Consider the following 24,341-nt stretch of genomic DNA (forward strand, 5'->3'; position numbering starts at 1 on the left):
GATCAGGTCTCCATCAATGTTGTGTAGATAGCAAACTGGAGTTTTCTTTTAATAATTCAAAAAACCAGTCGACTATAAATGAAAATTCTGGGATTAAAATAGATGCTTGCCACCACGACGCATCACTAGAAGGTGTCATGGTGTCTAAAAATAATAAGGTTGCGGCAACAATTAATACGCCGCGTAATGCACCAAAAACCATCCCTAACATTTTGTCAGTACCAGACAAACCTGTGTAGTGAACAATCTCGGATAATAAGTGGTTGATAAGTGCACCTAAGACTAAGGTGACTATAAATAAAATAGAAATGGCGGCACCATTTCTAAATAAGTCTTTTTCTATGCCCGTTAAATGGATCGCTAAATCTGCATAAAAGCGGCTGGCAATGAAAAACCCGGCAATCCATACTGCAAGAGACACGGCCTCTTTGATGAATCCACGGGTTAAACTTATCAGCGCAGATATTACAATAACTGCTAAAATAGCGTAATCAATCCAAACCATACTGATTTAAAAACTTATAAAATGGTGGCTAAAATTCGGCGCGAATTCTAACAGACTAAGTAGAAACTGCCTACTAATTTATCGGATCAAATTGAGTGATTTTACCATCTAATCCAGTTAACTCTTTTAACGTCAATTGTGCTTTTTCTAAATTTTTACGTTCTAACTCTGGCCCAACAAAGACTTTGGACAGTACACCTGCCTTTGTTTCTACTGGTTTAATAAACACTTTAAAACCAGCATCGGTTAAGCGTTTTTTCAGTGCATCAACATTTTCTTTATGTTTAAAACTACCTAACTGTAATATCCAAGCATTTTTTTCAAAATCAGCCTGTACCGGCTTAACAACTTTTTCTGGCTTGATATTGTCCATTTTGGTTAAAACAGTTTTCACGTCTTTTGTTTTATCTTCATTCGCCACAGTCGAAGCTTTATCGGACTCAGTTTTAACTTGAGCAACAGGCTCTTGTTTGTTTACTTCGACCTTATCATCTTCAACCTCAGTCGAATCATCATCTGCTTTAAGTTCAACCACTTTAGGTGCTTTTTTTATTGCATTTAACACTTCTTCGGTAGGAAACTCGGTCACTATCGGGGAGGCTTCTACTTGAGGTCGTACGGGGATTTTTTTAAATTCTTCTTTTGTTTGTTCTTTTTTCCCGTCTAATAAATCCGGTAAAAAAACAATCCCTGCTATTAATACTAATAACATACCTACAACACGTTGTTTAATAAGGTCAGTCATTTTAATTCTCCACCTGATTTAAAATATCGGCGACAGTGTAAAACGATCCGAAGCCAAGTAAAAGACTATCTTTATTTTGATTTGCACAGGCGCTTTGCCAAGCTTGTTTGATTGTTGGTAAAACCGTGACATTGGTTTGCCCCAGACTGGATAACGTTTCTGCAATATACTCTTTACTGGCAGCTCGTCCATTACCTTCTAAGTCGCCAACATACCACTCGTCAACAACGTCTGTCATTAATTGTAAAGTTTCTTTTATGTCTTTATCTTTCATCATGGCGATAACCGCACAGACACTTGATACTGATTTTAATTTACTGTCATTTAACAACATGGAACGCAAATAGTTAACCGCATGTGCATTATGTGCTACATCGACCATAGTTAACGGCTGCATTGACACTATTTGCATACGACCGGGTAATGAAAGCTGCATTAACGTTTGTTCAATCAAAGTTTGTTCTAACTGAATATCAAGTTTTATTAGAGTAACCAAAGAGGTAGAAATATTTTGTTTTGGGATCAATATATTCGGTAAGTCATTAAAACAAATGTCCCCATAAGAAAAATTCCATTTATCCGACTTTTGTTCAAATAAATAATCTTGGCCGAATTGAATAAACTCTGAGACCTGATGGACTTTGCCTTGCTCAATGATTGAATCAATTTTAGCGGGTTCACCAACAATTGCAGGTTTACCTTGATTAAAGATACCCGCTTTTTCGAAACCAATTTTTTCTATGGTATCCCCTAACCAATCAATATGATCTAATCCAATTGAGGTAATGACCGACACATCATGGTTAAGTATATTAGTCGCGTCTAAACGCCCTCCTAATCCCACTTCAACTAAAACATAATCAAGCTGTTTACTTTGTAATAATTTAAAACCCGCTAACGTTCCAAACTCAAAATAACTTAATCCAGTGCCTTGACGATGATGCTCTATAAAAGAAAAGGCATCGATTAAATCTTGATCGGACGCTGACTCACCATTAATACGAACACGCTCATTATATTCAAACATATGAGGAGAGCTGTATACACCAACCGTTTTACCTAAAGCTAACAAATATTGCTCTATAAAGCGGATAGTTGTGCCCTTGCCATTCGTACCGGCGACTAATACAACTTTTTTTGCTTGTAAGTCTCTGACCTTAGCATTGTCCGCTACTGTTAATACGCGTTCTAGACCAAGGTCAATTTCTTTTGTGTGCTGGGATTCTAAATAAAAAAGCCAATCTGGAAGAGATTGGCTTTTAAAGATAATTTGTTCTGACATTATGCCGTTCTGTGTTCTTTTTCCAATGACGGTAGTTTACACATTTTTGCAAATAAACGTGCAACTGTATTTCGCATTTCTCGACGATCGACAATCATATCTATTGCACCATGTTCAATTAAGAACTCACTACGTTGGAAACCTTCCGGTAATTTTTCACGTACTGTCTGTTCAATAACACGAGGGCCAGCAAAACCAATTAGTGCTTTAGGCTCACCAATGTTGATATCACCTAACATAGCTAAACTAGCTGACACACCACCCATTGTAGGGTCGGTTAATACGGAAATAAAAGGTATACCCTTTTCGCTTAACTTAGCTAAGGCCGCACTGGTCTTTGCCATTTGCATTAAAGAGAATAGTGCTTCTTGCATTCTGGCACCGCCTGATGCAGAAAAACAAATGAATGGTATATTTTCATTAATACAAACATTAACCGCTTGTACAAATTTTTCACCAACGACAGTGGCCATTGAACCACCCATAAAAGAAAATTCAAATGCAGCTGCAACACAAGGAACACCTTTAACGCGACCTTTCATTACTATCATTGCATCTTTTTCATTGGTTTGTTTTTGTGCCGCAACGATTCTATCTTTATATCGTTTTGTATCTTTAAACTTCAACACATCTTGAGGTTCTAAATCGGCAGCAATCTCTACTTTTTCGCCTGTATCTAAGAACAATTCAAGACGTTTACGACCAGATAGACGCATATGGTGATCGCACTTAGGACATACACCTTGCTCTTTTTCTAAGTCATTTTTATACAAAATTGATGCACAACTGGTGCATTTAGTCCAAACGCCTTCAGGAATATTACGTTTAGTTGATGTATTTGTTTTTGGAAGAATTCTTTCTATCCAACTCATGTCGTCACTACCCTAAATAAAAATCAAAACCGCTTAGTAATTTAAAATTGTACTAAGCAACAAAATTGCCGCTATTAAAACACAATGTAAGACTAAAGAACTCAATAAACTGGTCTTATTAGTCAGATATTAAATTCATTCTGGAATAAATAATGGACCAGGATTATGTTTTGGTAAATCAAATTCTTCTGGATAATCAACTTGAATGAGATATAAACCATTAGGTTTGGCCGTTTCCGCCGCTTGCGTTCTGTCTTTTAATGCTAACACTTCTGCGATCCACTCAACCGGCTTTTCGCCTTTGCCTACCGCAATTAGACTTCCGGCTATGTTACGAACCATATGATGAACAAACGCATTTGCTTTAATATCAATTACAACAAACTGATTAAACCGTTTTACATTAATAAAATGTATACATCTATTGGGTGAATTTGATTGGCATTGGGCGGCACGGAAAGAACTGAAATCATTTTCACCTAACAAAGACTGTGCAGCTAAATGCATTTTATCTACATCAAGGGGACTATAATAATGACTCAGGCCGGCATTTAATATTGCTGGTCGTAATTGAGAGTTGGTAATGATGTATCGATATCGACGTGCTGTAGCAGAAAAGCGAGCGTGAAAGTCCTCAGGAACTTGTTTAACCCAAGTCACGGCGATAGAGTCGGGTAAATTGGCATTCACCCCCATAGTCCAACCACGATCGGTTCGAACCGCTTCAGTTTCAAAATGAACTACTTGACCAGTACCATGCACCCCAGCGTCTGTGCGTCCTGCACAGAATACGCTAACGGGATGATTGGCAATTTTAGACAGAGCTTTTTCAAGCTCTTCCTGAACTGAATTTACTTCTTTTTGACGTTGCCAGCCAAAATACTGGGCTCCGTCGTATTCGACACCTAGCGCTAATCGCATAAAACTAATCTATTATTTTTTCAATAATCGTCGATTATAAAAAACTAACTGCATTAAACAAAGCTTTATTCTTTACCTAACTCTTTTAAAAGTTCTTGAGCTTCTGCTTTTGCTTCATCGTTATCGCCATTCATAACATCTTTAATCGCGGCAAGTGCGCTTTCTTCGTCATCCATGTCAATGTAAGTTCTAATGATGTCTAATTTAGATCCGTAACCTCCAGAGTCTTGATCAACATCCACCGAACCTCTAGTTTCAGTTAACTCATCAAATTCACCTAAACCAACATCAATATCTAAATCTTCAGGGATAACTTCATCTTCAGTGTCATCAAGTTCATCCATTAAGGTGTCAACGTTTACGTAATCCTTATCAAGATCAACGTCGGCTAAATCATTTTCAGATAGTTCTACACTATGACTTTCAGTCTGTGAAATTGACTCTTTGTCAGTATCTTCAACGAACTCTGCTTCTTCAGCAGCTTGTTCATCGGCCTCTGGTTCTGATAATTCAGATAATAACTGATCGAAATCAGCATGTTCCAATTCATCAATATCTAACTCTTCAGCGCTTAAACTTTCATCTTCTTGTTGGGCCAATTCTGACTCAATAACGTCTTCTTTTACGTCTGGCTCTGAATCACCTTCCGAAACTTGTTCGTCAGTTAATAAGTCATTTATATCCGTTTCATCAAAACTGCTATTGATTAATTCATCATCACTTAAAATCTGCTCTGAGGACTCATCAGAATCAGTAACCAACGAACTAATGTCAATATCAGCTAATTCGTCATCATCGGCACTATTTATTCCAACACTTAAATCGTCCCCTAAATCATCAATCGTAACGTCATCTAGATTGTCGGTAACAATGCTATCTTCGTCTGGTTCTAATGAAGTATCATCCAACACTAGATCTGGATATACATCTAACATTGCGCTTTCTTCAACGTCTTGAACTGGAATATCATCTTCTTGTTCAGCTTGTTCTAAGTCAGGAACTATCGTTTCTGCACTTTCCAATTCAGCATCAAGTTCATCGCCTAGATCATCGATTGAAATCTCATCGGTTTCTACATCTGTTGACTCGTCTGACGCTTCTAAGTCCAAATCAGGTAGTTCAGTGTCTGAGTCGCTTTCAATCTCACTTTCCTCACCATCATCAAGATCTAATTCAGGGTAAGTGTCTAATTCTAAACTTGCTTCAACATCTTGCTCTGGTAAATCACTTTCTGATTCAGATTCATTCAAATCAACTGCATCTGATTCAACAACTTCCTCATCTACATTAAGGCTTTCAGCTTCATCTGTTGATTCAACTTCTTCTGTTGATTCAGCTTCTTCTGTTGATACAGCTTCATCTGTTAATTCAGCTTCTTCTGTTGAATCAGCGTCTTCTGTTGATTCAGCTTCTTCTGTTGATTCAGCGTCTTCTGTTGATTCAGCGTCTTCTGTTGATTCAGCGTCTTCTGTAGATTCAGCGTCTTCTGCAGATTCAGCGTCTTCTCTAGATTCAGCGTCTTCTGTAGATTCAACTTCTTCTGTAGATTCAGCGTCTTCTGTAGATACAGCGTCTTCTGTAGATTCAGCGTCTTCTGTAGATTCAGCGTCTTCTGTTGATTCAGCTTGTTCTGTTGATTCAGCGTCTTCTTTAGATTCAGCTTGTTCTGTTGATTCAGCTTGTTCTGTTGATTCAGCTTGTTCTGTTGATTCAGCGCCTTCTGTTGATTCAACTTCTGACGTTAAAGCTGACTCTTCAGTTAACACTTCTTCCTCAACATCTAGTCCATCAGCAATATCAAAGTCATCAATTGCATCATCAACATCTTCATCCGCAATGTTCGAATCTAATGAGTCTTCACCTTCGGAGCTTGAGTCAGCTAGATTATCAATATCGAGTTCATCTGAGGCAATGTCGAGCTCATCCGGTTCATTATCATCAGCATTACTATTTTCTAATAAATCGTCGATATCAAATTCATCTGGTTGAGAATCATCATCAGCACCATTCTCTAATACACCGTCAATATCAAAACCGGCAGGCTCTTCTTCGGTATTAACCTTTTCTAACGTTTCAGCGGCATCAACAACTTCATTAGACATGTCTTCTGGTGCTTCAGCATCTAATAAGTCATCGATATCAAAATCAGTTTCGTCGGCAGGTTCAATTTCATCAGCCAACTCTTCCAATGTTTCTTCTAAATTACTGTCAGATGCTTCTGCATCCAATATATCATCGATATTAAAATCATCTTCGGCAACGTCTGGTTGATCAATTTCATCAGCAAGCTCTTCCAGTGTTTCTTCTAGATTTTCTACTGGTGCTTCAGCGTCTAACAAATCATCGATATCAAAGTCATCTTCTGCAACCTCTGAATCGTCCAAACCTTCAGCCAACTCTTCTAAACTTTCTTCTGAGTTTTGCTCCGGTGCTTCTGCTTCCAATAAATCATCAATATCAAAGTCATCGTCGGCATCTGAATCTAACCCTAGATCATCTTCTAATTCATCATCTTCATTAGTATTAATACCGAGTTCATTCATAATAGCGTCAACATCATCAACGCCAGTGTCTAAGATCTCATCTTCATCGATCTCATCACTTTCTTCTTGTTCTAATAACTCTTCGATATCGTCAGCATTGAGGACATTATCGACATCAAAATCGTCTGGATTAGTTGTATCATCAAGATCTGGGATTAAATCTTCAGCAGCGCCTTCATTTAATAAACCGTCAAAGTCATCTTCAGATAAAACATCATCTTCTAAATCTAAACCTTCATCCAATAACACTTCATCGTCATCTGGAGATAATAATCCATCATCAGACAATAAATCATCATCATCAAAAGAGTCCCCCAATAAATCAAGATCATCATCAGAGTCTAATTCAATGGCATCGTCTAACGAATCGCCAAGATCTAAATCAGATAGAGCATCATTTAAATCATCCATCGGATCCGTTAGGAAATCATCACTAGGGCTTGGAGCTTTGCCTGAATTTCCAGTAGAAGAGAAATCTTGATTAAGAATTGATGGGGAATCTAAAAACTCATCTGTATTTGTTTTTGAATCGTTTTTCTTACGTAAGAAATACACAGCGCCGAATAAAACTAACAACGCAGGTACAACTGACAGTATTATCATCCCAAATGTGGTTTTAAAGAATTCAGCAAGTTGATTGTCAAATGATTGGCTTTCTTCTAACTCTCTTGCTTGGGCCATTTCAAGCTGAGCTTGCGTCATACTTAAAATTTTATTTAATTGTTCAGTTAGTAGTTGTCTATGTTCTATCTCAGCGGTTAAGTCTTGTTCTAATAAACCTAATTTATCACCTAACACAGTTAGTTTATCTTGGTTCGTTTGGCTTTCTTGTAAAACAGTTTCTATGGTTTTTACCGATGAACTAAACTTTTCTTGTAAATTATCAAACTTTACAGATTGCTGAACACTGGCTTGTTGAATTTTTTCTGATAACTCTTGTTTTGCCTCAGTTAGATCTTGCTGTTTAGCCCCTTCTATTGGGCTCAATAACATTTCCTGACGACTTTGTGTAAACGTACCATTCATTCTGGCAACCCAAAGTTCATCATCTGCGTCGGCTCTGCGTTTGGCGTAAACAGGATCGATGGCTTTTACTTCGGCGTGACTAGGGATATCAATAAACGCACCATCATACAGTCCGTTTAAATTATCAAATTCAAATGCGTTAGGGTTTTTCTTTAAGATGGCGATCATTACTTGGTGGACAGTAACGTCATTTCTAAAGCGGAACTTATTGCCTAACTTCCACATGGTGTCTTGTTTGGAGATAGGGCCGTATTGAACCCCCTTTGCTCCATAATCAACCCCTTTAGGGCCTCTCAACTTGGAATCAGACTTAGCAAAAGTTTGACCAGCAAAAATACTAGTAACTATAAGAACAATAAGGATTTTAAGGCTTAATCGCATTAACTAATTTCCAAAATATTTTACAAAAAGAGTAGAAAAGTCATTAAGGACAATCATTGCCCTCAATAAATCAAAATACAAGTAAATTTAAACACTATTACAATTTCAAAGCAAAGCACATACCAGTTTTAACCAAAAAACACGGTAAATACGATAAGGAACGGGAAAAACTTTACTTCGCATATTATATCGACCAAAAAAAAAGCCTCTTTAGTTTTATTAAAGAGGCATTCTTAACTTGCAGAACTAATTATAGATAATCAGCGATTAACACCTCTGCAATTTGGATGCTATTTGTTGCTGCACCTTTACGAATATTGTCAGCCACAACCCATAGATTAATACCATTGGCATGTGAAATATCTTCACGAACTCGGCCAACAAAAGTACTGTCTTGGCCACTGCCATGAGTAACTTGAGTTGGGTAATCTGTGCTATCTGGCATTAATGTTACACCTGGAGCTTGTTCTAGAACATTCTTCACATCATCTGCTGAAACTGGTTGACGTAGCTCTAGGTGAATAGCTTCGGCATGTCCATAAAACACCGGTACTCGGACCGCTGTAGGATTCACACCAATTGACTCATCACCCAAAATCTTATGCGTTTCCCACACCATTTTCATTTCTTCTTTGGTGTAACCATTATCTTGGAAAACATCAATTTGTGGAATAACGTTAAACGCCATTTGCATTGGGAACACTTTAGACTCAACAGGACGACCATTCATTAATTGTGCAGTTTGACCTACCAATTCATCCACCGCTGATTTACCAGCACCACTTACCGACTGATAAGTACACACGTTTATACGGTCTATACCATATGCATCATGGATTGGTTTTAACGCGACTAACATTTGGATAGTTGAGCAGTTAGGATTGGCGATAATGTTTCTATTTCTATAATCAGCCACGGCATGAGGATTTACTTCAGGGATCACTAATGGAATATCAGGTTCGTATCTGAAGTGTGATGTATTGTCGATAACAACACAGCCAGCTTCTGCAGCTACCGGAGCGTATTTTGCCGATACATCTCCACCAGCAGAGAACAATCCAATTTGAGCTGTGCTCCAATCAAATTCATCAACATTTAATACTTCAACGTCCTGCCCCTTGAATTTAATTGTCGACCCAGCTGAACGTGAACTCGCTAAAGGAAATAACTCCCCTACTGGGAAATTTCTTTGTTCTAAAATTTCGATTAGGTTTTGACCAACTAGGCCTGTGGCACCTAATATTGCGACATTATATTTTTGTTCTGACATTTTAATACTCTGTTGTTGATGTTTATAAACTGGCTTATAAACAATTATTTTAATTGGTTAGTGCTTTTACACTAAAACTACCGTCTAGACGTCTAAATATCAAACCCTATTTTCAAAAAATTTAATCCTTTTTCATTATTAGTTATACGTTCTAATTTCAAAGAAGACCATTCTCGTCTAATTGGATAATTTTTGCGTAACCAGTCGAAGCCATTTTTAGCTAATAAGTTCCTAAACAAAGCATCATCTCGCCTTGGATCGTACACCAAATGAATCGCTGCCTTTAACTGAGTTTCGCTTTGATATTCATTGTTTAACACTAGATTAGTAACACTAGGAACTGGCAGTAATTTATCTAACCGTTTAACGATAGGAAGATTTAGGTGCTGGCAAACAGATTGATATAACATTTCTGTGCCTCGAGCTTTGCCTTCTAAGCTGTAACCCGCTATATGTGCACTCGCTATATCCGTATATTCGATCAGCTCTAATAGTGGAGTTGGTTCATTCTCCCAAACATCTAATACCAGCTTTATCGGTAATTCATTTTGTTTTTCTCTTCGAATCGCTTCGGCTAACAATGCTTGGTTATCGATGACTTCACCACGGCTGGCATTAATCAAACACACATCTTGTTTTAACAAATGAATATTTTCTTCATTTAATAAGTGAAAGGTAGGATTCTTACCTGTTGATGTTAATGGTGTGTGGAATGTAACAATATCGGCGTGAGTTAAGGCATATTCTAAATCGACAAAGTCCTCTTCTGTTTGGTCACGCTCTGGATCACACAATAAAAGGTTAATGCCTAAAGCCATTAACTTATTTTGTAATGCCTTACCTATATTCCCCACACCGATTATTGAGACCGTTTTATCTAATAAATTAAAGTTATACTTTTCAGATAATACATATAAAGATGAAATAACATATTCCGCAACGGATATAGCATTGCAACCAGGGGCCGAAGTAAAAGTAATGCCTTTTTGTTGTAATAACGTTTTATCAATATGGTCTTCACCTATCGTGGCAGTCCCCACAAAAGACAAGTTCTTCGCTTGGTTTAATAGCTGGGAGTTAACTTTGGTAATAGAACGAACGAGTAGGATGTCTGCTACACTCACTTGCTCAGCTGTTAACTCACGCCCTGCAAATCGGGTAATATTACCGAGTTCAGCAAAAAAGTCTTCGGCGTATGGGATGTTTTCATCAATAAATATGTTCATTAATCAGCACTTTAAAATTGTATAAAAAAACCTGAAACATCATACGATATTTCAGGTTTTTAAGAACCCAATAAATTCTACTATTTAAGAATTAACATTTAGATTTTTTTGAATACTAACGTCGCGTTAGTACCACCAAAACCAAAGCTATTAGACATAGCCGTAGTGATTTCAGCATCGGTAGCAGTGGTGATAATGTTTAACCCTTCCGCTTTTTCATCAAGCGTAGAAACATTAATAGACGGAGCAACAAATTTATTTTCCATCATCAACAAACTATATATAGCTTCGTGAACACCAGCAGCTCCTAGAGCATGACCTGTCATTGCTTTAGTTGCACTGATCATTGGAGAGTTGCCACCAAATACATTTTGTATAGCGCCCAACTCTTTAACGTCGCCAACTGGAGTACTAGTACCGTGCGTATTTAAATAATCAATTGAACCGTCAACCGTTTCAAGTGCCATTCTCATACAACGCTCTGCGCCTTCTCCAGACGGAGCAACCATATCAAAACCATCAGACGTTGCACCGTAACCTACGATTTCAGCGTATATTTTTGCACCACGAGCTACAGCATGCTCATACTCTTCAACCACAACCATACCGCCGCCGCCAGAGATAACAAATCCATCACGGTCCGCATCATAAGTACGAGAAGCCAATTCTGGCGTATCGTTATATTTAGTTGATAATGCGCCCATCGCATCAAACATACCAGCTAGTGTCCAATCAACTTCTTCACCGCCACCGGCAAACACAATATCTTGTTTACCCAATTGTATTTGTTCAAGTGCTGCACCAATACAATGTGCTGATGTTGCACAGGCTGAACTGATTGAGTAGTTAATACCTTTGATTTTAAAAGGTGTTGCTAATGTAGCTGAACAAGTACTGCTCATAGTACGAGGTACTTGATAAGGACCTACACGTTTTACGCCTTTCTCACGTAAAATATCACAAGCTATGATTTGGTTTTTTGAAGATGCACCACCAGAACCCGCTAATAAACCTGTACGAGGATTAGACACTTGTTCGTCAGTAAGACCAGCATCATCGATTGCTTCTTGCATAGCAATATAAGCATAAGCTGAAGCTTCACCCATAAAGCGCATGGTTTTACGGTCAATAATCGCAGTCACATCCAAATCTATATCACCACAAACCTGTGAACGTAAATTATATTCTTTAAACTGCTCAGATGCACTGATACCCGATTTACCAGTTTTTAAACTTTCTAATACTTCTGCTTTATTGTTACCAATACTTGAAACAATACCTAAACCAGTAATTACTGCTCTTTTCATTCTCAATTCCTAATTTATATCCAAAGGACACTAATAATTTTGCCGTATTCTACCTGTATTTTTATACTAACTGGTCTAATTTCAGCGAACAAGTGTTAGCTGAGAATTATTTACCTTTATCATGTTAGTATTTAAATGTGTAAAATAGATTACGTTTCAGCCGCCAAAGCATTAATATGTATGCTCTACATGGCACTTCCTAGAAAAATTTAACAGTGTATTAAACCTTAAAATGAATGCAGAATTATTTCACAGCGCACCAATCAAACTCGCTAATAACAAAAATAAAATCGCTGTTATAGGAGGAGGGATTTCGTCTGCCTGTTTAATTTTTCAATTGTTTCAACAAAACCCAAATCTAGAAATAACCTTATATTGTTGTGATGACGAATTAGGTTCTAGAGGATCAGGAAACCAACAAGGTGCTATTTACCCTTTATTGCAAGGTGGCCAATTTTCAGTTTTGGCTGAGTTATATTCTGAATGTTACACCTACGCCGTTAATTTCTATAAACAAGCAGACCAAACAGGCATAAACTTCCCACATCAATGGTGTGGTGTATTACAACAAGCATTTACCCCTGAATTAGTTGAGAGGTTGAAACAAATAGCCAATGAGTGGCCCTTGTTAGGTCAGTATATTTCGTCTGAAAAATCATCTGAAATTGCTAATTTATCCTTACCATATGCCAGTTTATTTTTTAAAGATGGCGGCTGGCTTGCACCAAAGCAATTCTGTCAAAACACCATAAGTTACTTAATTAGTAATTTTAATCTGACGGTTTTTACTAATACCCACATAACTAAACTGCATCAAACAAGTCAACAAAAGTGGCAATTAGAAAACAATCAAAAAACGTTAACCGACATATTCGATCAAGTTGTTATCTGTACAGGCCATTTATCATCTCAGTATGAGCAAACCAAACAGTACGATATAATCCCTATTCGTGGTCAAGTCTCACACCTTAACCATTCAACCAAAGTCGCCCCGTTATCCACAGTCCTTTGCCATAATGGTTATATGACCCCTGCGACTGAAGCACTCCAGTGTTTTGGAGCCACTTTTGATCGAGGTGTTGACGATGAAGTTTCCACAGCTAAGGACAACATAAGAAATTTACAACAATTACAAGATGTATATTTAGAGCAAGACTGGGCAACTCAATTAACTGAAAACGACATAACCGGAGAGAATGCTGCGATTCGTGCTACTAGCCAAGATCATCACCCTATTGTTGGTGAAGTTATGAGTGATCATTGGGTTGATAGTAATGTTGACCAAAACAATGGGCTGTTAAAACGATTAGATAAGTTAAAGTTGGAAACCTACCCAAATTCCGATCATTATGGTTTGTATATTATGACAGGATTAGGCGCACGTGGATTAACAACCGCACCATTAATGGCAAAACATTTAACCGCTATAATGCTAAATACTGAAAGTCCGTTATCACCAAGATTAATTAAGTCTGTTTCCCCAATGCGGTTTCAGGTAAGAGAACTAAAGCGAAATAAATCGATAAAAAACAAAGTTAAACCTTAATGATTAAGGTTTAACCATTTCAACCACAACGCGTCTGTTTGCTTGACGACCTAATTCAGTTTGATTTGACGCAACATGACGTTTTTCACCAAAACCTTCAATGGTAATTTTACTTTCATCAATGCCTGCGTCTACAAACATTTGTTTGATTTGTTCACCACGCTGAATCGAGACTTGTAAATTTTTCCAACGTCCGCCCCAAGAGTCACTATACGCTTTAACGGTGATCCCTTCGATTGCATTATCGTGTTTTAAATATTCTCTAACTTGATCTAATTTTGCTTTAGAGGGCTTATCTAACTCTGCCCCACCAAACTCAAAGTTTAGATCTAATTGCGCTATATCCGTAAAGTTGTATTGCAATAAGTTATCCATGCAATTTAAAAACTTAAAATAACTGTCAGTAAAGTTTGTCGCTGAAAGTGCAACCGCGACTCTGTCATGTTTATTGTGCCAGTCTGTATAATAAAGCGTTGGGAAAAAACCTTTCTCTAATTCAGTTAACATTACCCAAGCCGACTTCTCATCCACTTCACCATTGAACTGCTTACGCCATTGCATACTCGTAATCGGTTTGGAAGCAACCCCTGGACGCCAACGAGGTGGTACAGATTCGATATTGGCTAAGCTATAGTCTGCAGGTAAACGCATCATATCCAATTCAAATTCCAGATTAGCAATTTTGCCGGCTTCACTTTTAAAAATGGCATAACCATAGTTGGGTATCTCGTGAGTTAAATCACATTGTAGCTTTGATTCGGTCGTGATATTCCACTTGGAGTTATTTAACGAACCGGAATAACGTCGATAATCGGCCTGCGCTGAGTACGGCAAAATCTGGCATATCATTGCCACTAGGATAAATAGAAATTTTACTTTATTCATACTCAACTTTATTATTTAGGTTTCACTAATAATGACCACAGACAATCTAACATTCATAGTTCATCTGCATGTTTAATCTATAAAAGGCATGAAAGCGGGTTTTAAGCTGCTTTGGAACCGTTTTATGTGCATAGTCGTATATTTGATTAAGCAATATAAATACCACAACGCATGACAACAAACTGACAATTTAATGGTAATTACCATTTGTCTTGTCTTTTTAGCAAAGTCTTACACATTAAGTGCCAAATTATTAATAATGCCAATGCACAAAAAACTATTGCATGAGATAATATATAAAATTCATAAGAATCTGGTTACTGTTTTGTCTACAAATTCAAGCTCCACAAGTTCCGATGCGACAAACAATGTTGCTAACGTTGAAACTAACGCCAAAGACCCAAACTTACTTTCATCACGATTCCGAGGGTTTTACCCTGTTGTCATTGATGTTGAAACGGCGGGATTTAATGCTAAGACTGACGCTTTATTAGAAATTGCCGCAGTTACATTAAAAATGAATGATGAAGGTGTATTGGAAAAAGATCAAACATTCCACTTTCATGTTGAACCATTTGAAGGCGCGAATATCGAACAAGCCGCAATAGACTTTAATGGTATAGACCCATTTAACCCACTAAGAGGCGCAGTGCCTGAAAGTGAAATGGTAAAAGAAATATGCAAAGCTGTACGTAAAGGCCAAAAAGAAGCCGGTTGTCATCGTTCTGTGATTGTGGCTCATAATGCTGCATTTGATCATGGTTTCTTTATGGCTGCAATAGAACGTGAAAAATACAAACGTGTTCCATTTCATCCTTTTGTGACTTTTGACACCACGTCTTTTGCCGCATTAACTTTAGGCCAAACAGTATTAGCACAAGCTTGTATTCAGGCCGGACTAAGTTTTAATAATAAAGAAGCGCATTCAGCTATTTATGACACAGAAAAAACGGCTGAATTATTCTGTTATATGGTAAACAAATGGAAAGAACTTGGTGGTTGGCCATTAACTCCAACAACTGAAGATTAAATATAGATATTTCACAGCATTTATTAGCGTGTTAATGTATTATTTTGTCAGAACAATAACTATGTTATTCTCTGCCTAAGTAACAAAAGTAATTTTAATTAATAATATCCAAGGTTATATGACAAACAAATCAGATTCTCCAACAACAACTCGTCGCGGTATTTACTTACTTCCTAATTTGTTAACAACTGCCGGTTTATTTTCAGGCTTTTTTGCCGTAGTTTCTTCCATGAATGGAAACTTTGAAGCTGCTGCTGTCGCTATATTTGTCGCTATGATCTTTGACGGCTTAGATGGCCGTGTTGCCAGAATGACCAATACGCAAAGTGAATTTGGTGCTGAATACGACAGTATGGCCGACATAGTTTCATTCGGTGTGGCTCCCGCACTAGTAACGTATAACTTTGCACTAAATAGCTTAGGTAAATTTGGCTGGTTAGCTTCATTTATATTTGTTGCTTGTGCAGCATTAAGACTTGCTCGTTTTAATACACAAATTGGTGTTGCTGACGGCCGTTATTTCCAAGGTCTAGCCTCTCCAGCTGCTGCTGCTGTTATTGCGGCAACGGTATGGACTGCTGTTGGATTTGAAATTGATGGTCACGATTACGGTGTGTATTTAGCAATTATCACAGTGATCACTGGATTATTAATGGTCAGTAATTTCCGTTATAGCTCATTTAAAGAAATTGAATGGCGCGGAAAAGTCCCATTTGTTGCGGTATTAGTGATAGTTCTTGTTTTCACATTTGTCGCAGCTCGCCCTGCTGAGGTGCTATTAGCGGTATTTGGTTTATATGCGCTTTCAGGCCCAATTATTACGATTAAAACGGTTAAGAAATTAAAGTTAGAACACGTTGTTGGTGATGATACTGAAACCGATGCTGATTTTAACGACAAAGATAAAAAAGATTAACATCCAGTTATTCTGTAAAAAAGCCTACCACTGTGTAGGTTTTTTTATGCCTGACTTTTCTAATCCTCTTAATACAGTAACTAATTACCTGTGAAGTTTATGCCTTAATGTACGTCGGATTTCTAATATAGTATTAATACTTGTGAGCTCTAATACTCCTCAAACTAATATATATACTCAAGTTTGAGTAAAGCTCAGTCGGATTATTATACGAGTAAAATTAAAAGAGTTGAGATAATCCAACTTTGATTAGCTGAACTGGTAAGTATTAATTTATAAAAGGTTGTATGTAAAACAATATACCAGCTGAGATAATGCCAGCTACAATATCGTCAATCATAATGCCTGAGCCACCATGAACATGTTTATCTAACCAAGATATTGGCCAAGGCTTGATAATGTCAAAGAAACGAAATAGTACAAAACCTATAAGTACATTTATCCAACTAAAAGGGACCAAGCACATAGTTATAAAGAAACCTGCAAACTCATCCCACACTATAGCTTTATGATCATGAACACCAATATCATCCGCTGCTTTGCCACAAATATATGGACCAACTAAACAAACTAATAATGTGAATAACCAAAACGTCCAATCAGGTGCGTACACAAAACAAAGATAAAATGGAATTGCGGCTACCGTTCCGAATGTACCTGGACTGAAAGGCAATAAGCCACTGCCAAAACCGGTTGCTAAAAGGTGTGTTTTATTACAAAGATTAAAGTTTCTTTCTTGCATAGTCTTTTCTGGTTCACCCTTTTCTGATTTAGGCTCTGACATTAGTTTTCCTCAGACGAAAAGTGCTGATAACCATTTAAGTTTGGTAATGGATATTTTTGACCCGATTTGACTAAACATATTCCACTGTCACCACCTCTAACTTGACCAATACAGGTAAAAGGAACCCCCATGGCTGTGGCATTTTGTTCTAAGTAACCTTTTTGCTCTTCTGGCACAGTAAATAACAGTTCATAATCTTCACCACCAATTAACGCCATCTCTATTGCACTATCTTCATCTAAACTGTCTAAAACCGCTTGTGAAATAGGCAAATTTGCGACATCTATTTCTGCAGACACATTTGATGCGTTCAAAATATGAGATAAGTCTTGAATTAGACCATCAGAAATATCAATGGCAGAAGTGGCAGCATGACGTAATACTTGTCCCGCAGCTAATCTTGCAACGGGATAGTTAAATTTTCTTTGTGCTTGTTCTAAATGTTCTGCTTTAACATTTATTTTATTTAATTTTGACGCGACCGTTAGTGCTGAGTCGCCGAGAGAGCCAGTAACATATATCCAATCACCAGACTTAGCACCACTTCTAATTAATGCTTTATTTTCTGGTACAAAACCTTTCAAACAAACAGTAACCGTTAATGGACCTTGTGTCGTGTCACCGCCAATGATTTGTACATTAAAGTATTCTGCAACCTCAAATAGACCATTAGAGAATTCTTCGACCCACTTCTCATCTGAAGTTGGTAACGTTATCGCAACAGAGGCCCAAGCAGGCTCAGCGCCCATTGCAGCAAAGTCACTTAAATTAACAGCTAAACAACGATGGCCAATAGAACGCGGAGACGCATCTGGGAAGAAGTGAGTATTCTCCACCATAGTATCGGTGGCAACTACAAGAAGCTTGTCTTGCGGTACACGTGTTAGGGCGGCATCATCGCCAACACCTAACACTACATCCTTGCGTTTTGGCCCACGCTCGGAGAAATATTTCCGAATGAGCTCAAACTCTTTCATTCCAATTTCCTACAACACATTTGTTTTTTTGAATTACAGTAACGGTACGCGTAAATCTTTAACCGCTTTATCAAGTACACCATTAACAAAGCGATGGCTATCGTCAGCACCAAACTTTTTAGCAAGTTCAATACCTTCGTTAATAGCTACTTTATATGGAACGTCAACACGATACTTAAGTTCGAATGCTGTTAAACGTAAGATCGCTTTTTCAATTTGATCGACTTCTTCAAAAGGACGTTCGGTATAAGGCATTAAAGCAACGTCAATTTCTTTATAATGCGCAGCAACACCACGGATTAATTCTTGGAAGTATTGAACATCAACTTTAGCTACATCATTGTCCAACAACATTTGTTGTTCAATATCCGTAACGTGATTTTGACTGAGTTGCCATGAGTAAATAGCTTGTACTGCTAATCCTCTGGCTTTTCTTCTTGCTGCAGGTTTCATTAAATGAGCGTCCTAAAGTTGAGCCATTACATTGACCATTTCAAGCGCGCTTAATGCCGCTTCGCCACCTTTGTTACCAGCTTTTGTGCCAGCACGTTCTATGGCTTGCTCAATGCTATCTGTTGTGATCACGCCAAACGCGACTGGAATATCAAATTCCAAAGAAACATTAGCTAAACCTTTATTACATTCGCCAGCGACAAAATCAAAATGTGGTGTACCACCACGAATGACCGCACCAATCGCAATAATTGCATCGTATTTGCCAGACTTAGCTATTTTTTTAGCGGCAACAGGAAGCTCATACGCACCAGGAACATAAACAACCGTAATATCTTCATCAGATACTTCACCGTGACGATCTAACGCATCAAGCGCTCCGTCTAATAAACTGTCCACTATAAAGTGATTAAAACGTGAAACTACAACAGCAAATTTTTTACCTGTAGCACGGAAGTTGCCTTCAATGATGTTCATTCGTAAACCTTTCTATTTTACTTAAAAAATTTTGCGCGATAATAACACAACAAAATCTTTGATGTTAGGGATAAGCTTTTTTATAGCCAATGAATTAAATATTAATCATCAGAAACGCACATTTAATCGTAACTGGTGAGTTATTTTTTTATTCACTTACGTATTCTGTCACTTCTAAGCCAAAACCAGATAATGCATGGTATTTCTTAGGTGAACTTAACAGTCGCATTTTTTTAACGCCTAATTGCGCTAACATTTGTGAACCAACACCAACATTACGTGATGTGCCCGTCCATTTAGCTGGGGCTAAGGTTTCACCTGAGTCTTCAGCTTCAAAGCGTTTCACTATATTAATAAGGTCAGCGGTATCTTCTTGTTTACCTAATAAGACAAACACGCCACCTTCTGCAGCAATTTTTTCAAGTGCACTGTCAATCGCATAACTTCTATTCACTGAACGGTCAGAAGACAAAAGATCACTAAACGTATTCTGTAAATGAACACGAACTAAAGGAGACTCTTGTTGTTCAATATCACCTTTAACCAAAGCAAAATGTACTTGCTCATCAATCGTGTCTTTAAAAGTATATAAATCAAATTCACCAAACTTAGTTGGTAGTTTACATTTAGCGATACGTTCAACTGTAGTTTCGTTTAAATTACGATATTCAATTAAATCGGCGATGGTACCAATTTTTAAATCATGTTTTTCTGCAAAAATCTCTAAATCTGGTCGGCGAGCCATAGAGCCATCTTCGTTCAAGATCTCAACGATAACACCCGCATCTATACGTCCAGCTAAACGAGCCAAATCAACTGCCGCTTCTGTATGACCTGCACGCGTTAATACGCCACCTTTTTTAGCAACCAGTGGGAATATATGTCCAGGCTGCACTATGTCAGACGGTTTTGGGTTTACCGAAACCGCAGCTTGTACTGTACGAGCCCTATCCGCCGCGCTAATCCCAGTAGTAACACCTTCGGCTGCTTCAATCGATACCGTAAAATTTGTGGCAAACTGTGCATTGTTATTATCTACCATTAATGACAAATTAAGCGCTATAGCTCTTTCTTCTGTCATTGGTAAACACACTAATCCACGAGCATGAGTTACCATAAAGTTAATATGTTCAGGCGTTAGCATGTCTGCTGCCATGATCAAATCACCTTCATTTTCCCTATCTTCATCATCCATCAAAATGACCATTTTGCCATGACGGATATCTTCTATTATTTCTTCAGGGGTATTTAATTTCATTTCTTCTACCAGAATCGTTTAAATCTAAAATGAAGGTTCTATTTCAAAAAACCTGACTTTGCTAACAAACCCATAGTGACGCCTTCGTCTGATTTGCTCACCAAACGCTCGACATAACGAGCGATTATATCAACTTCTACATTTACTGCAGCACCTACGGTTAAATTTTCCAAGGTGGTTTGAGCCGACGTATGCGGAACTATGGTTAACTTAAATTGTTGCGCTTCGACTTCATTCACCGTCAAGCTTACGCCGTCTATGGTTATTGAGCCTTTTTTTACTATGTATTTTTTTATGTCATTGGGTAAATCAAACCATAAATCAATGGCACGACCGTTATTGATAACTTTTAATAACTTAGCTACCGTATCAACATGACCACTGACCATATGACCACCAAAACGCGTGGTTGGTAACATGGCTTTCTCAAGATTAACCATCTGACCATTTTTATAATGTGCAAATCCGGTATGTTTAATGGTTTCATTTGAGACATCGGCCACATAACCGTCATTTAGAAGTTCAACAACCGTCAAACAAACACCATTGGTGGCAATACTGTCACCTAACTTAACATCAGATAAATCCAGTTCACCGCTATTTACTGTAACTTGATAATCGCCGCCCTTTTTTACTAAAGAGCTGATCTTGCCTGTCGCTTCAACTATTCCTGTGAACACGGATTATTCCTCAGATTTCTTAAACTTAGAATTGTTAACATAACTTAGGCGCATATCTTGGCCTAACTGAACAAGTTGTTTTAATTGCAAATCAATGACTTGCTCCATGGAACTAAATGGCCCTACAGGCATAACATCCTGCGCGTTTACTCCCATGATTTTAGGTGCGATATAAACCACTAATTGATCAAACAATTGTTGTTCAATTATATAGGCTGCTAACGTCGCCCCCGCTTCTACCCACAAGTTATTGATCTCATTAATACCACACCAATCTAACAAACGTGCAATATCAAACTTGCCTTTTGTCAGATCGTAAGGAATTTGAATATATTTAACATTTGTCCGTTGACTTTCTGGTAATGGGTCAGTGTCGTTTCTAACAATAACAATAGGTGTATTGTCATCAAATAATGCCAGCTTATCTTGCAATCTAGGGTCTAATTCACCACGACTGTCTAAAATTATTTTTATTGGCTGCCTAATTTCAGAAACGACGTCATTCAAAGGATACTGGAAATTGAGCTGTTCCTTACGCACATTTAATTTGGCGTTGTCGGCAATCACTGTTTTAGCAGTTGATAAAATGGCACATGAAGCAGCTCGATACGTTTGAACATCCGCCCTTGCTTGAGCTGAAGTGATCCATTTGCTTTGACCATTACCAAGCGCTGACTTTCCATCTAAAGAAGACGCCATTTTAACGGTTACAAATGGACGTTTACGTTCCATTCTAGATAAAAAACCTGTGTTAATTGCTCTAGCATCATCCTCTAATAACCCAAGTTTGACATCAACACCAGCCTGCATTAACAATAATATGCCTTTGCCCGCGACTAATGGATTTGGGTCTAACATGGCAACGACAACACGTTTGATGTTGGCGTCAATTAAACGATTTGCACAAGGTGGTGTTCGACCAAAATGACTGCATGGTTCTAAGGTTACATAAGCGGTTGCGTCGGTGGTTTGTTCCGGTGTTAAGTTTGCTAATGCGTTAACTTCAGCATGTCCGGAACCCGCTTTTTGATGCCAACCTTCGCCAATAATTTGGTTATCTTTAACAACCACGCAGCCCACATTTGGATTTGGGCTAGTGGAGAATCGGCCACTTTTAGCTAAATTAATAGCTCTAGCCATAAATTGGTGATCTGCTAGAGAAAAGCTCATAGAGTTATCTTAATAATCAAGGTTAAACCTTTTCTTAAACCGCTATCTAATCGAATAGCTTGGATTGAAGTTTGCTAAGTTCATTTTTTTTATCCGCTTGTTGACCGATTTTAGCAATCTCTTCACCAAACTCTTTAATATCTTCAAATGAACGATAAACAGAGGCAAATCTTACATAAGCCACTTTATCCACTTGTACTAAGCCATCCATGATTAAGTTACCAATAAATTCAGAGCTGACTTCTCGCTCGCCAGTCATTCGTATTTCTTTTTTGATGCTCAGTATTAATTGTTCAACTTGTTCTGTGCTGACAGGTCGTTTTTCTAGGGCCCGTAAAATACCAGCACACATTTTATCTTCATTAAATGGTTCACGTTTTCCGTCCCGTTTTACCACTTTAGGCATGACTAACTCCGCCCCTTCAAAGGTAGTAAAACGTTCATTACATAAATTGCACTCTCTACGGCGACGAACTTGTGAACCACCACCAACTAAACGGGAGTCAATTACTTTAGTTTCCGTTGCTGAACAAAATGGACAATGCATAAAAAAACCTACTAGTTATACGAGATGAAGTTGCTTGTTAATATAAATAAAGAAAAGAGTATTTTATATCAATAAAAAAGCCGCGAAAATCGCGGCTTAGTTTAACACAGCTAACAGGCTGTTTTCGAGCAACTATTTATGCTTATGCGTAAACAGGGAATCGAGCACAAAGGTCTTGTACTTTTGCTTTAACAGCTTGAATGTTTGCTTCGTCTTCAATGTTATCTAAAACGTCACAGATTAAGTTTGTTAACTCAACCATTTCAGCTTCTTTCATACCACGACGAGTAACCGCTGGTGTACCTAAACGTAAACCAGAAGTAACAAATGGAGAGCGTGGGTCATTTGGCACAGAGTTTTTATTTACTGTGATAAATGCTTTACCTAATGCCGCGTCTGCATCTTTACCTGTCATGTCTTTAGCAATTAGATCAACTAAGAACAAATGATTATGTGTGCCATTAGAAACGATATCGTAACCACGAGACATCATCACTTCACACATTTTCTTAGCATTTATTACAACTTGCTTTTGGTATTCTTTAAAGTCAGGTTGTAACGCTTCTTTAAACGCCACTGCTTTTGCAGCAATAACGTGACATAAAGGACCACCTTGACCACCTGGAAATACAGCACTGTTTAATTTTTTATAAACGGCTTCATCACCACAACCAGAAATGATTAATCCGCCACGTGGACCGGCTAATGTTTTATGAGTTGTTGTTGTTACAACGTGAGCATGTGGTACTGGATTTGGGTATTCACCTGCAGCAACAAGACCTGCAACGTGAGCCATATCAACAAATAAGTACGCGCCAACTTCATCCGCAATTTTACGGAAACGAGCCCAATCAACAATACCTGAGTATGCAGAGAAACCAGCAATAATCATCGCAGGTTTATGTTCACGAGCTAGTGCTTCAACTTCTTCGTAATCTAATTCACCGGTTTCTTCATTAATGCCGTATTGAACTGCATTGTAGATTTTACCAGAGAAACTTACGTGAGAACCGTGAGTTAAGTGACCACCGTGCGCTAGGCTCATACCTAACACTGTATCGCCAGGATTAACTAATGCTTGGAATACCGCAGAGTTTGCTTGAGAGCCTGAATGGGGTTGAACGTTAGCGTAATCAGAACCAAATAACTGGTTAGCACGATCGATAGCTAATTGTTCAGAAACATCAACATACTCACAACCACCGTAATAACGTTTGCCAGGGTAACCTTCAGCATATTTATTGGTTAATTGTGAACCTTGAGCTTCCATAACACGAGGACTACAGTAGTTCTCAGAAGCGATCAACTCAATGTGATCTTCTTGACGCTTAGTTTCTTGTTGAATAGATTCCCATAATTCTGGGTCAAAATCGGCGATATTCATATCACGAGTTAGCATATCCACACCTCGGCTAATTTAAGTCTCTAACAATGGTTAAAAGTTGAAGTTACAAAACAAAATTTGGCCGTATAATACGCGCAAATTAAAAAAAATAATATAGCCGGAGCATTAGAAATATTTATGATTTAGAACAATTAG

Annotated in this window: 22 protein-coding genes; 3 read left to right on the top strand and 19 right to left on the bottom strand. The window is 38.0% G+C overall.

Translation table 11 applies throughout. The annotated features are described in order from the left end of the window. Positions 1-13 precede the first annotated feature (13 nt). From KO505_RS05390 to fabB, 9 genes are all read right to left on the bottom strand, one after another. Complete coding sequence (locus tag KO505_RS05390; protein ID WP_216054429.1) at positions 14-505, bottom strand: CvpA family protein; 492 nt, start codon at positions 503-505, stop codon at positions 14-16. A 73-nt stretch (positions 506-578) separates the two neighbouring features. Continuing rightward, positions 579-1,250 carry an SPOR domain-containing protein gene (locus KO505_RS05395; protein ID WP_216054430.1) on the bottom strand — a complete coding sequence of 224 codons (672 nt, stop codon included), beginning with the start codon at positions 1,248-1,250 and terminating at the stop codon, positions 579-581. Between the two features lies 1 nt (position 1,251). Then, positions 1,252-2,532 (bottom strand): bifunctional tetrahydrofolate synthase/dihydrofolate synthase, encoded by a 1,281-nt coding sequence (gene folC / locus KO505_RS05400; RefSeq protein WP_216054431.1) that lies wholly within the window; start codon positions 2,530-2,532, stop codon positions 1,252-1,254. Further along, a complete protein-coding gene (accD, locus tag KO505_RS05405) occupies positions 2,532-3,404 on the bottom strand; it encodes an acetyl-CoA carboxylase, carboxyltransferase subunit beta (protein WP_216054432.1) in 873 nt (290 codons plus the stop codon). Before accD ends, folC begins: the two co-directional genes overlap by 1 nt. A gap of 135 nt (positions 3,405-3,539) precedes the next feature. Continuing rightward, positions 3,540-4,325: a tRNA pseudouridine(38-40) synthase TruA gene (gene truA, locus KO505_RS05410; RefSeq protein WP_216054433.1), complete on the bottom strand. Its 786-nt coding sequence runs from the start codon at positions 4,323-4,325 to the stop codon at positions 3,540-3,542. A 65-nt stretch (positions 4,326-4,390) separates the two neighbouring features. Further along, entirely contained in the window at positions 4,391-8,275 is a 3,885-nt protein-coding gene (locus KO505_RS05415) for a FimV/HubP family polar landmark protein (protein ID WP_216054434.1), read from the bottom strand. Between the two features lie 250 nt (positions 8,276-8,525). Further along, positions 8,526-9,545, bottom strand: a complete 1,020-nt coding sequence (locus KO505_RS05420; RefSeq protein ID WP_216054435.1) for an aspartate-semialdehyde dehydrogenase — start codon at positions 9,543-9,545, stop codon at positions 8,526-8,528. Positions 9,546-9,637: 92 nt separating this feature from the next. After that, positions 9,638-10,771, bottom strand: coding sequence for a 4-phosphoerythronate dehydrogenase (locus tag KO505_RS05425; RefSeq protein WP_216054436.1), 1,134 nt, complete (start codon positions 10,769-10,771; stop codon positions 9,638-9,640). Positions 10,772-10,869: 98 nt separating this feature from the next. Beyond that, positions 10,870-12,078 (bottom strand): beta-ketoacyl-ACP synthase I, encoded by a 1,209-nt coding sequence (gene fabB / locus KO505_RS05430; RefSeq protein ID WP_216054437.1) that lies wholly within the window; start codon positions 12,076-12,078, stop codon positions 10,870-10,872. Positions 12,079-12,310: 232 nt separating this feature from the next. Here fabB and mnmC point away from each other — a divergent pair, with 232 nt between their 5' ends. Further along, the gene (mnmC, locus tag KO505_RS05435; protein ID WP_216054438.1) at positions 12,311-13,624 is read left to right on the top strand and encodes an FAD-dependent 5-carboxymethylaminomethyl-2-thiouridine(34) oxidoreductase MnmC; all 1,314 of its coding nucleotides are present in this window, start codon (positions 12,311-12,313) and stop codon (positions 13,622-13,624) included. A 3-nt stretch (positions 13,625-13,627) separates the two neighbouring features. Here the strand turns inward: mnmC and KO505_RS05440 are convergent, their stop codons facing one another. Next, on the bottom strand, positions 13,628-14,509 hold the full coding sequence (locus KO505_RS05440) for an OmpA family protein (RefSeq protein WP_216054439.1): 882 nt from the start codon (positions 14,507-14,509) through the stop codon (positions 13,628-13,630). A gap of 325 nt (positions 14,510-14,834) precedes the next feature. Between KO505_RS05440 and rnt the strand changes: the two genes are divergently transcribed. Beyond that, positions 14,835-15,539, top strand: coding sequence for a ribonuclease T (gene rnt, locus KO505_RS05445; protein ID WP_252731654.1), 705 nt, complete (start codon positions 14,835-14,837; stop codon positions 15,537-15,539). A 118-nt stretch (positions 15,540-15,657) separates the two neighbouring features. Continuing rightward, a complete protein-coding gene (gene pssA / locus KO505_RS05450) occupies positions 15,658-16,455 on the top strand; it encodes a CDP-diacylglycerol--serine O-phosphatidyltransferase (protein WP_216054441.1) in 798 nt (265 codons plus the stop codon). A 268-nt stretch (positions 16,456-16,723) separates the two neighbouring features. On the opposite strand, the gene KO505_RS05455 is transcribed toward pssA, so the two are convergent. The 9 genes from KO505_RS05455 to glyA form a co-directional block, all read right to left on the bottom strand. Beyond that, positions 16,724-17,239: a phosphatidylglycerophosphatase A gene (locus KO505_RS05455; RefSeq protein ID WP_252731655.1), complete on the bottom strand. Its 516-nt coding sequence runs from the start codon at positions 17,237-17,239 to the stop codon at positions 16,724-16,726. Continuing rightward, positions 17,239-18,216 carry a thiamine-phosphate kinase gene (thiL, locus tag KO505_RS05460; RefSeq protein ID WP_216054442.1) on the bottom strand — a complete coding sequence of 326 codons (978 nt, stop codon included), beginning with the start codon at positions 18,214-18,216 and terminating at the stop codon, positions 17,239-17,241. Before thiL ends, KO505_RS05455 begins: the two co-directional genes overlap by 1 nt. Positions 18,217-18,249: 33 nt before the next feature. Continuing rightward, entirely contained in the window at positions 18,250-18,669 is a 420-nt protein-coding gene (gene nusB, locus KO505_RS05465) for a transcription antitermination factor NusB (protein ID WP_216054443.1), read from the bottom strand. Between the two features lie 12 nt (positions 18,670-18,681). After that, on the bottom strand, positions 18,682-19,146 hold the full coding sequence (ribE, locus tag KO505_RS05470) for a 6,7-dimethyl-8-ribityllumazine synthase (RefSeq protein ID WP_216054444.1): 465 nt from the start codon (positions 19,144-19,146) through the stop codon (positions 18,682-18,684). 148 nt (positions 19,147-19,294) lie between these two features. Beyond that, positions 19,295-20,404 carry a bifunctional 3,4-dihydroxy-2-butanone-4-phosphate synthase/GTP cyclohydrolase II gene (gene ribBA, locus KO505_RS05475; protein WP_216054445.1) on the bottom strand — a complete coding sequence of 370 codons (1,110 nt, stop codon included), beginning with the start codon at positions 20,402-20,404 and terminating at the stop codon, positions 19,295-19,297. Positions 20,405-20,442: 38 nt separating this feature from the next. Beyond that, positions 20,443-21,084 carry a riboflavin synthase gene (locus tag KO505_RS05480; protein ID WP_216054446.1) on the bottom strand — a complete coding sequence of 214 codons (642 nt, stop codon included), beginning with the start codon at positions 21,082-21,084 and terminating at the stop codon, positions 20,443-20,445. 3 nt (positions 21,085-21,087) lie between these two features. Continuing rightward, positions 21,088-22,254: a bifunctional diaminohydroxyphosphoribosylaminopyrimidine deaminase/5-amino-6-(5-phosphoribosylamino)uracil reductase RibD gene (gene ribD / locus KO505_RS05485; RefSeq protein WP_216054447.1), complete on the bottom strand. Its 1,167-nt coding sequence runs from the start codon at positions 22,252-22,254 to the stop codon at positions 21,088-21,090. Positions 22,255-22,300: 46 nt separating this feature from the next. Then, on the bottom strand, positions 22,301-22,801 hold the full coding sequence (gene nrdR / locus KO505_RS05490) for a transcriptional regulator NrdR (protein WP_216054448.1): 501 nt from the start codon (positions 22,799-22,801) through the stop codon (positions 22,301-22,303). A 142-nt stretch (positions 22,802-22,943) separates the two neighbouring features. Then, positions 22,944-24,200: a serine hydroxymethyltransferase gene (gene glyA, locus KO505_RS05495; protein WP_216054449.1), complete on the bottom strand. Its 1,257-nt coding sequence runs from the start codon at positions 24,198-24,200 to the stop codon at positions 22,944-22,946. Between the last annotated feature and the right edge of the window lie 141 nt (positions 24,201-24,341).

Origin of the sequence: Psychrosphaera sp. F3M07 (assembly GCF_018860345.1) — a bacterium.
In the GTDB taxonomy this organism is placed as follows: Bacteria; Pseudomonadota; Gammaproteobacteria; order Enterobacterales; family Alteromonadaceae; genus Psychrosphaera; species Psychrosphaera aquimarina.

Excerpts from the sequence above, each read along its gene's own strand:
- KO505_RS05390 (WP_216054429.1), bottom strand. The coding sequence starts at position 505 with ATGGTTTGGATTGATTACGCTATTTTAGCAGTTATTGTAATATCTGCG.
- KO505_RS05395 (WP_216054430.1), bottom strand. The coding sequence starts at position 1,250 with ATGACTGACCTTATTAAACAACGTGTTGTAGGTATGTTATTAGTATTA.
- folC (WP_216054431.1), bottom strand. The coding sequence starts at position 2,532 with ATGTCAGAACAAATTATCTTTAAAAGCCAATCTCTTCCAGATTGGCTT.
- accD (WP_216054432.1), bottom strand. The coding sequence starts at position 3,404 with ATGAGTTGGATAGAAAGAATTCTTCCAAAAACAAATACATCAACTAAA.
- truA (WP_216054433.1), bottom strand. The coding sequence starts at position 4,325 with ATGCGATTAGCGCTAGGTGTCGAATACGACGGAGCCCAGTATTTTGGC.
- KO505_RS05415 (WP_216054434.1), bottom strand. The coding sequence starts at position 8,275 with ATGCGATTAAGCCTTAAAATCCTTATTGTTCTTATAGTTACTAGTATT.
- KO505_RS05420 (WP_216054435.1), bottom strand. The coding sequence starts at position 9,545 with ATGTCAGAACAAAAATATAATGTCGCAATATTAGGTGCCACAGGCCTA.
- KO505_RS05425 (WP_216054436.1), bottom strand. The coding sequence starts at position 10,771 with ATGAACATATTTATTGATGAAAACATCCCATACGCCGAAGACTTTTTT.
- fabB (WP_216054437.1), bottom strand. The coding sequence starts at position 12,078 with ATGAAAAGAGCAGTAATTACTGGTTTAGGTATTGTTTCAAGTATTGGT.
- mnmC (WP_216054438.1), top strand. The coding sequence starts at position 12,311 with ATGAATGCAGAATTATTTCACAGCGCACCAATCAAACTCGCTAATAAC.
- KO505_RS05440 (WP_216054439.1), bottom strand. The coding sequence starts at position 14,509 with ATGAATAAAGTAAAATTTCTATTTATCCTAGTGGCAATGATATGCCAG.
- pssA (WP_216054441.1), top strand. The coding sequence starts at position 15,658 with ATGACAAACAAATCAGATTCTCCAACAACAACTCGTCGCGGTATTTAC.
- KO505_RS05455 (WP_252731655.1), bottom strand. The coding sequence starts at position 17,239 with ATGTCAGAGCCTAAATCAGAAAAGGGTGAACCAGAAAAGACTATGCAA.
- thiL (WP_216054442.1), bottom strand. The coding sequence starts at position 18,216 with ATGAAAGAGTTTGAGCTCATTCGGAAATATTTCTCCGAGCGTGGGCCA.
- nusB (WP_216054443.1), bottom strand. The coding sequence starts at position 18,669 with ATGAAACCTGCAGCAAGAAGAAAAGCCAGAGGATTAGCAGTACAAGCT.
- ribE (WP_216054444.1), bottom strand. The coding sequence starts at position 19,146 with ATGAACATCATTGAAGGCAACTTCCGTGCTACAGGTAAAAAATTTGCT.
- ribBA (WP_216054445.1), bottom strand. The coding sequence starts at position 20,404 with ATGAAATTAAATACCCCTGAAGAAATAATAGAAGATATCCGTCATGGC.
- ribD (WP_216054447.1), bottom strand. The coding sequence starts at position 22,254 with ATGAGCTTTTCTCTAGCAGATCACCAATTTATGGCTAGAGCTATTAAT.
- nrdR (WP_216054448.1), bottom strand. The coding sequence starts at position 22,801 with ATGCATTGTCCATTTTGTTCAGCAACGGAAACTAAAGTAATTGACTCC.
- glyA (WP_216054449.1), bottom strand. The coding sequence starts at position 24,200 with ATGCTAACTCGTGATATGAATATCGCCGATTTTGACCCAGAATTATGG.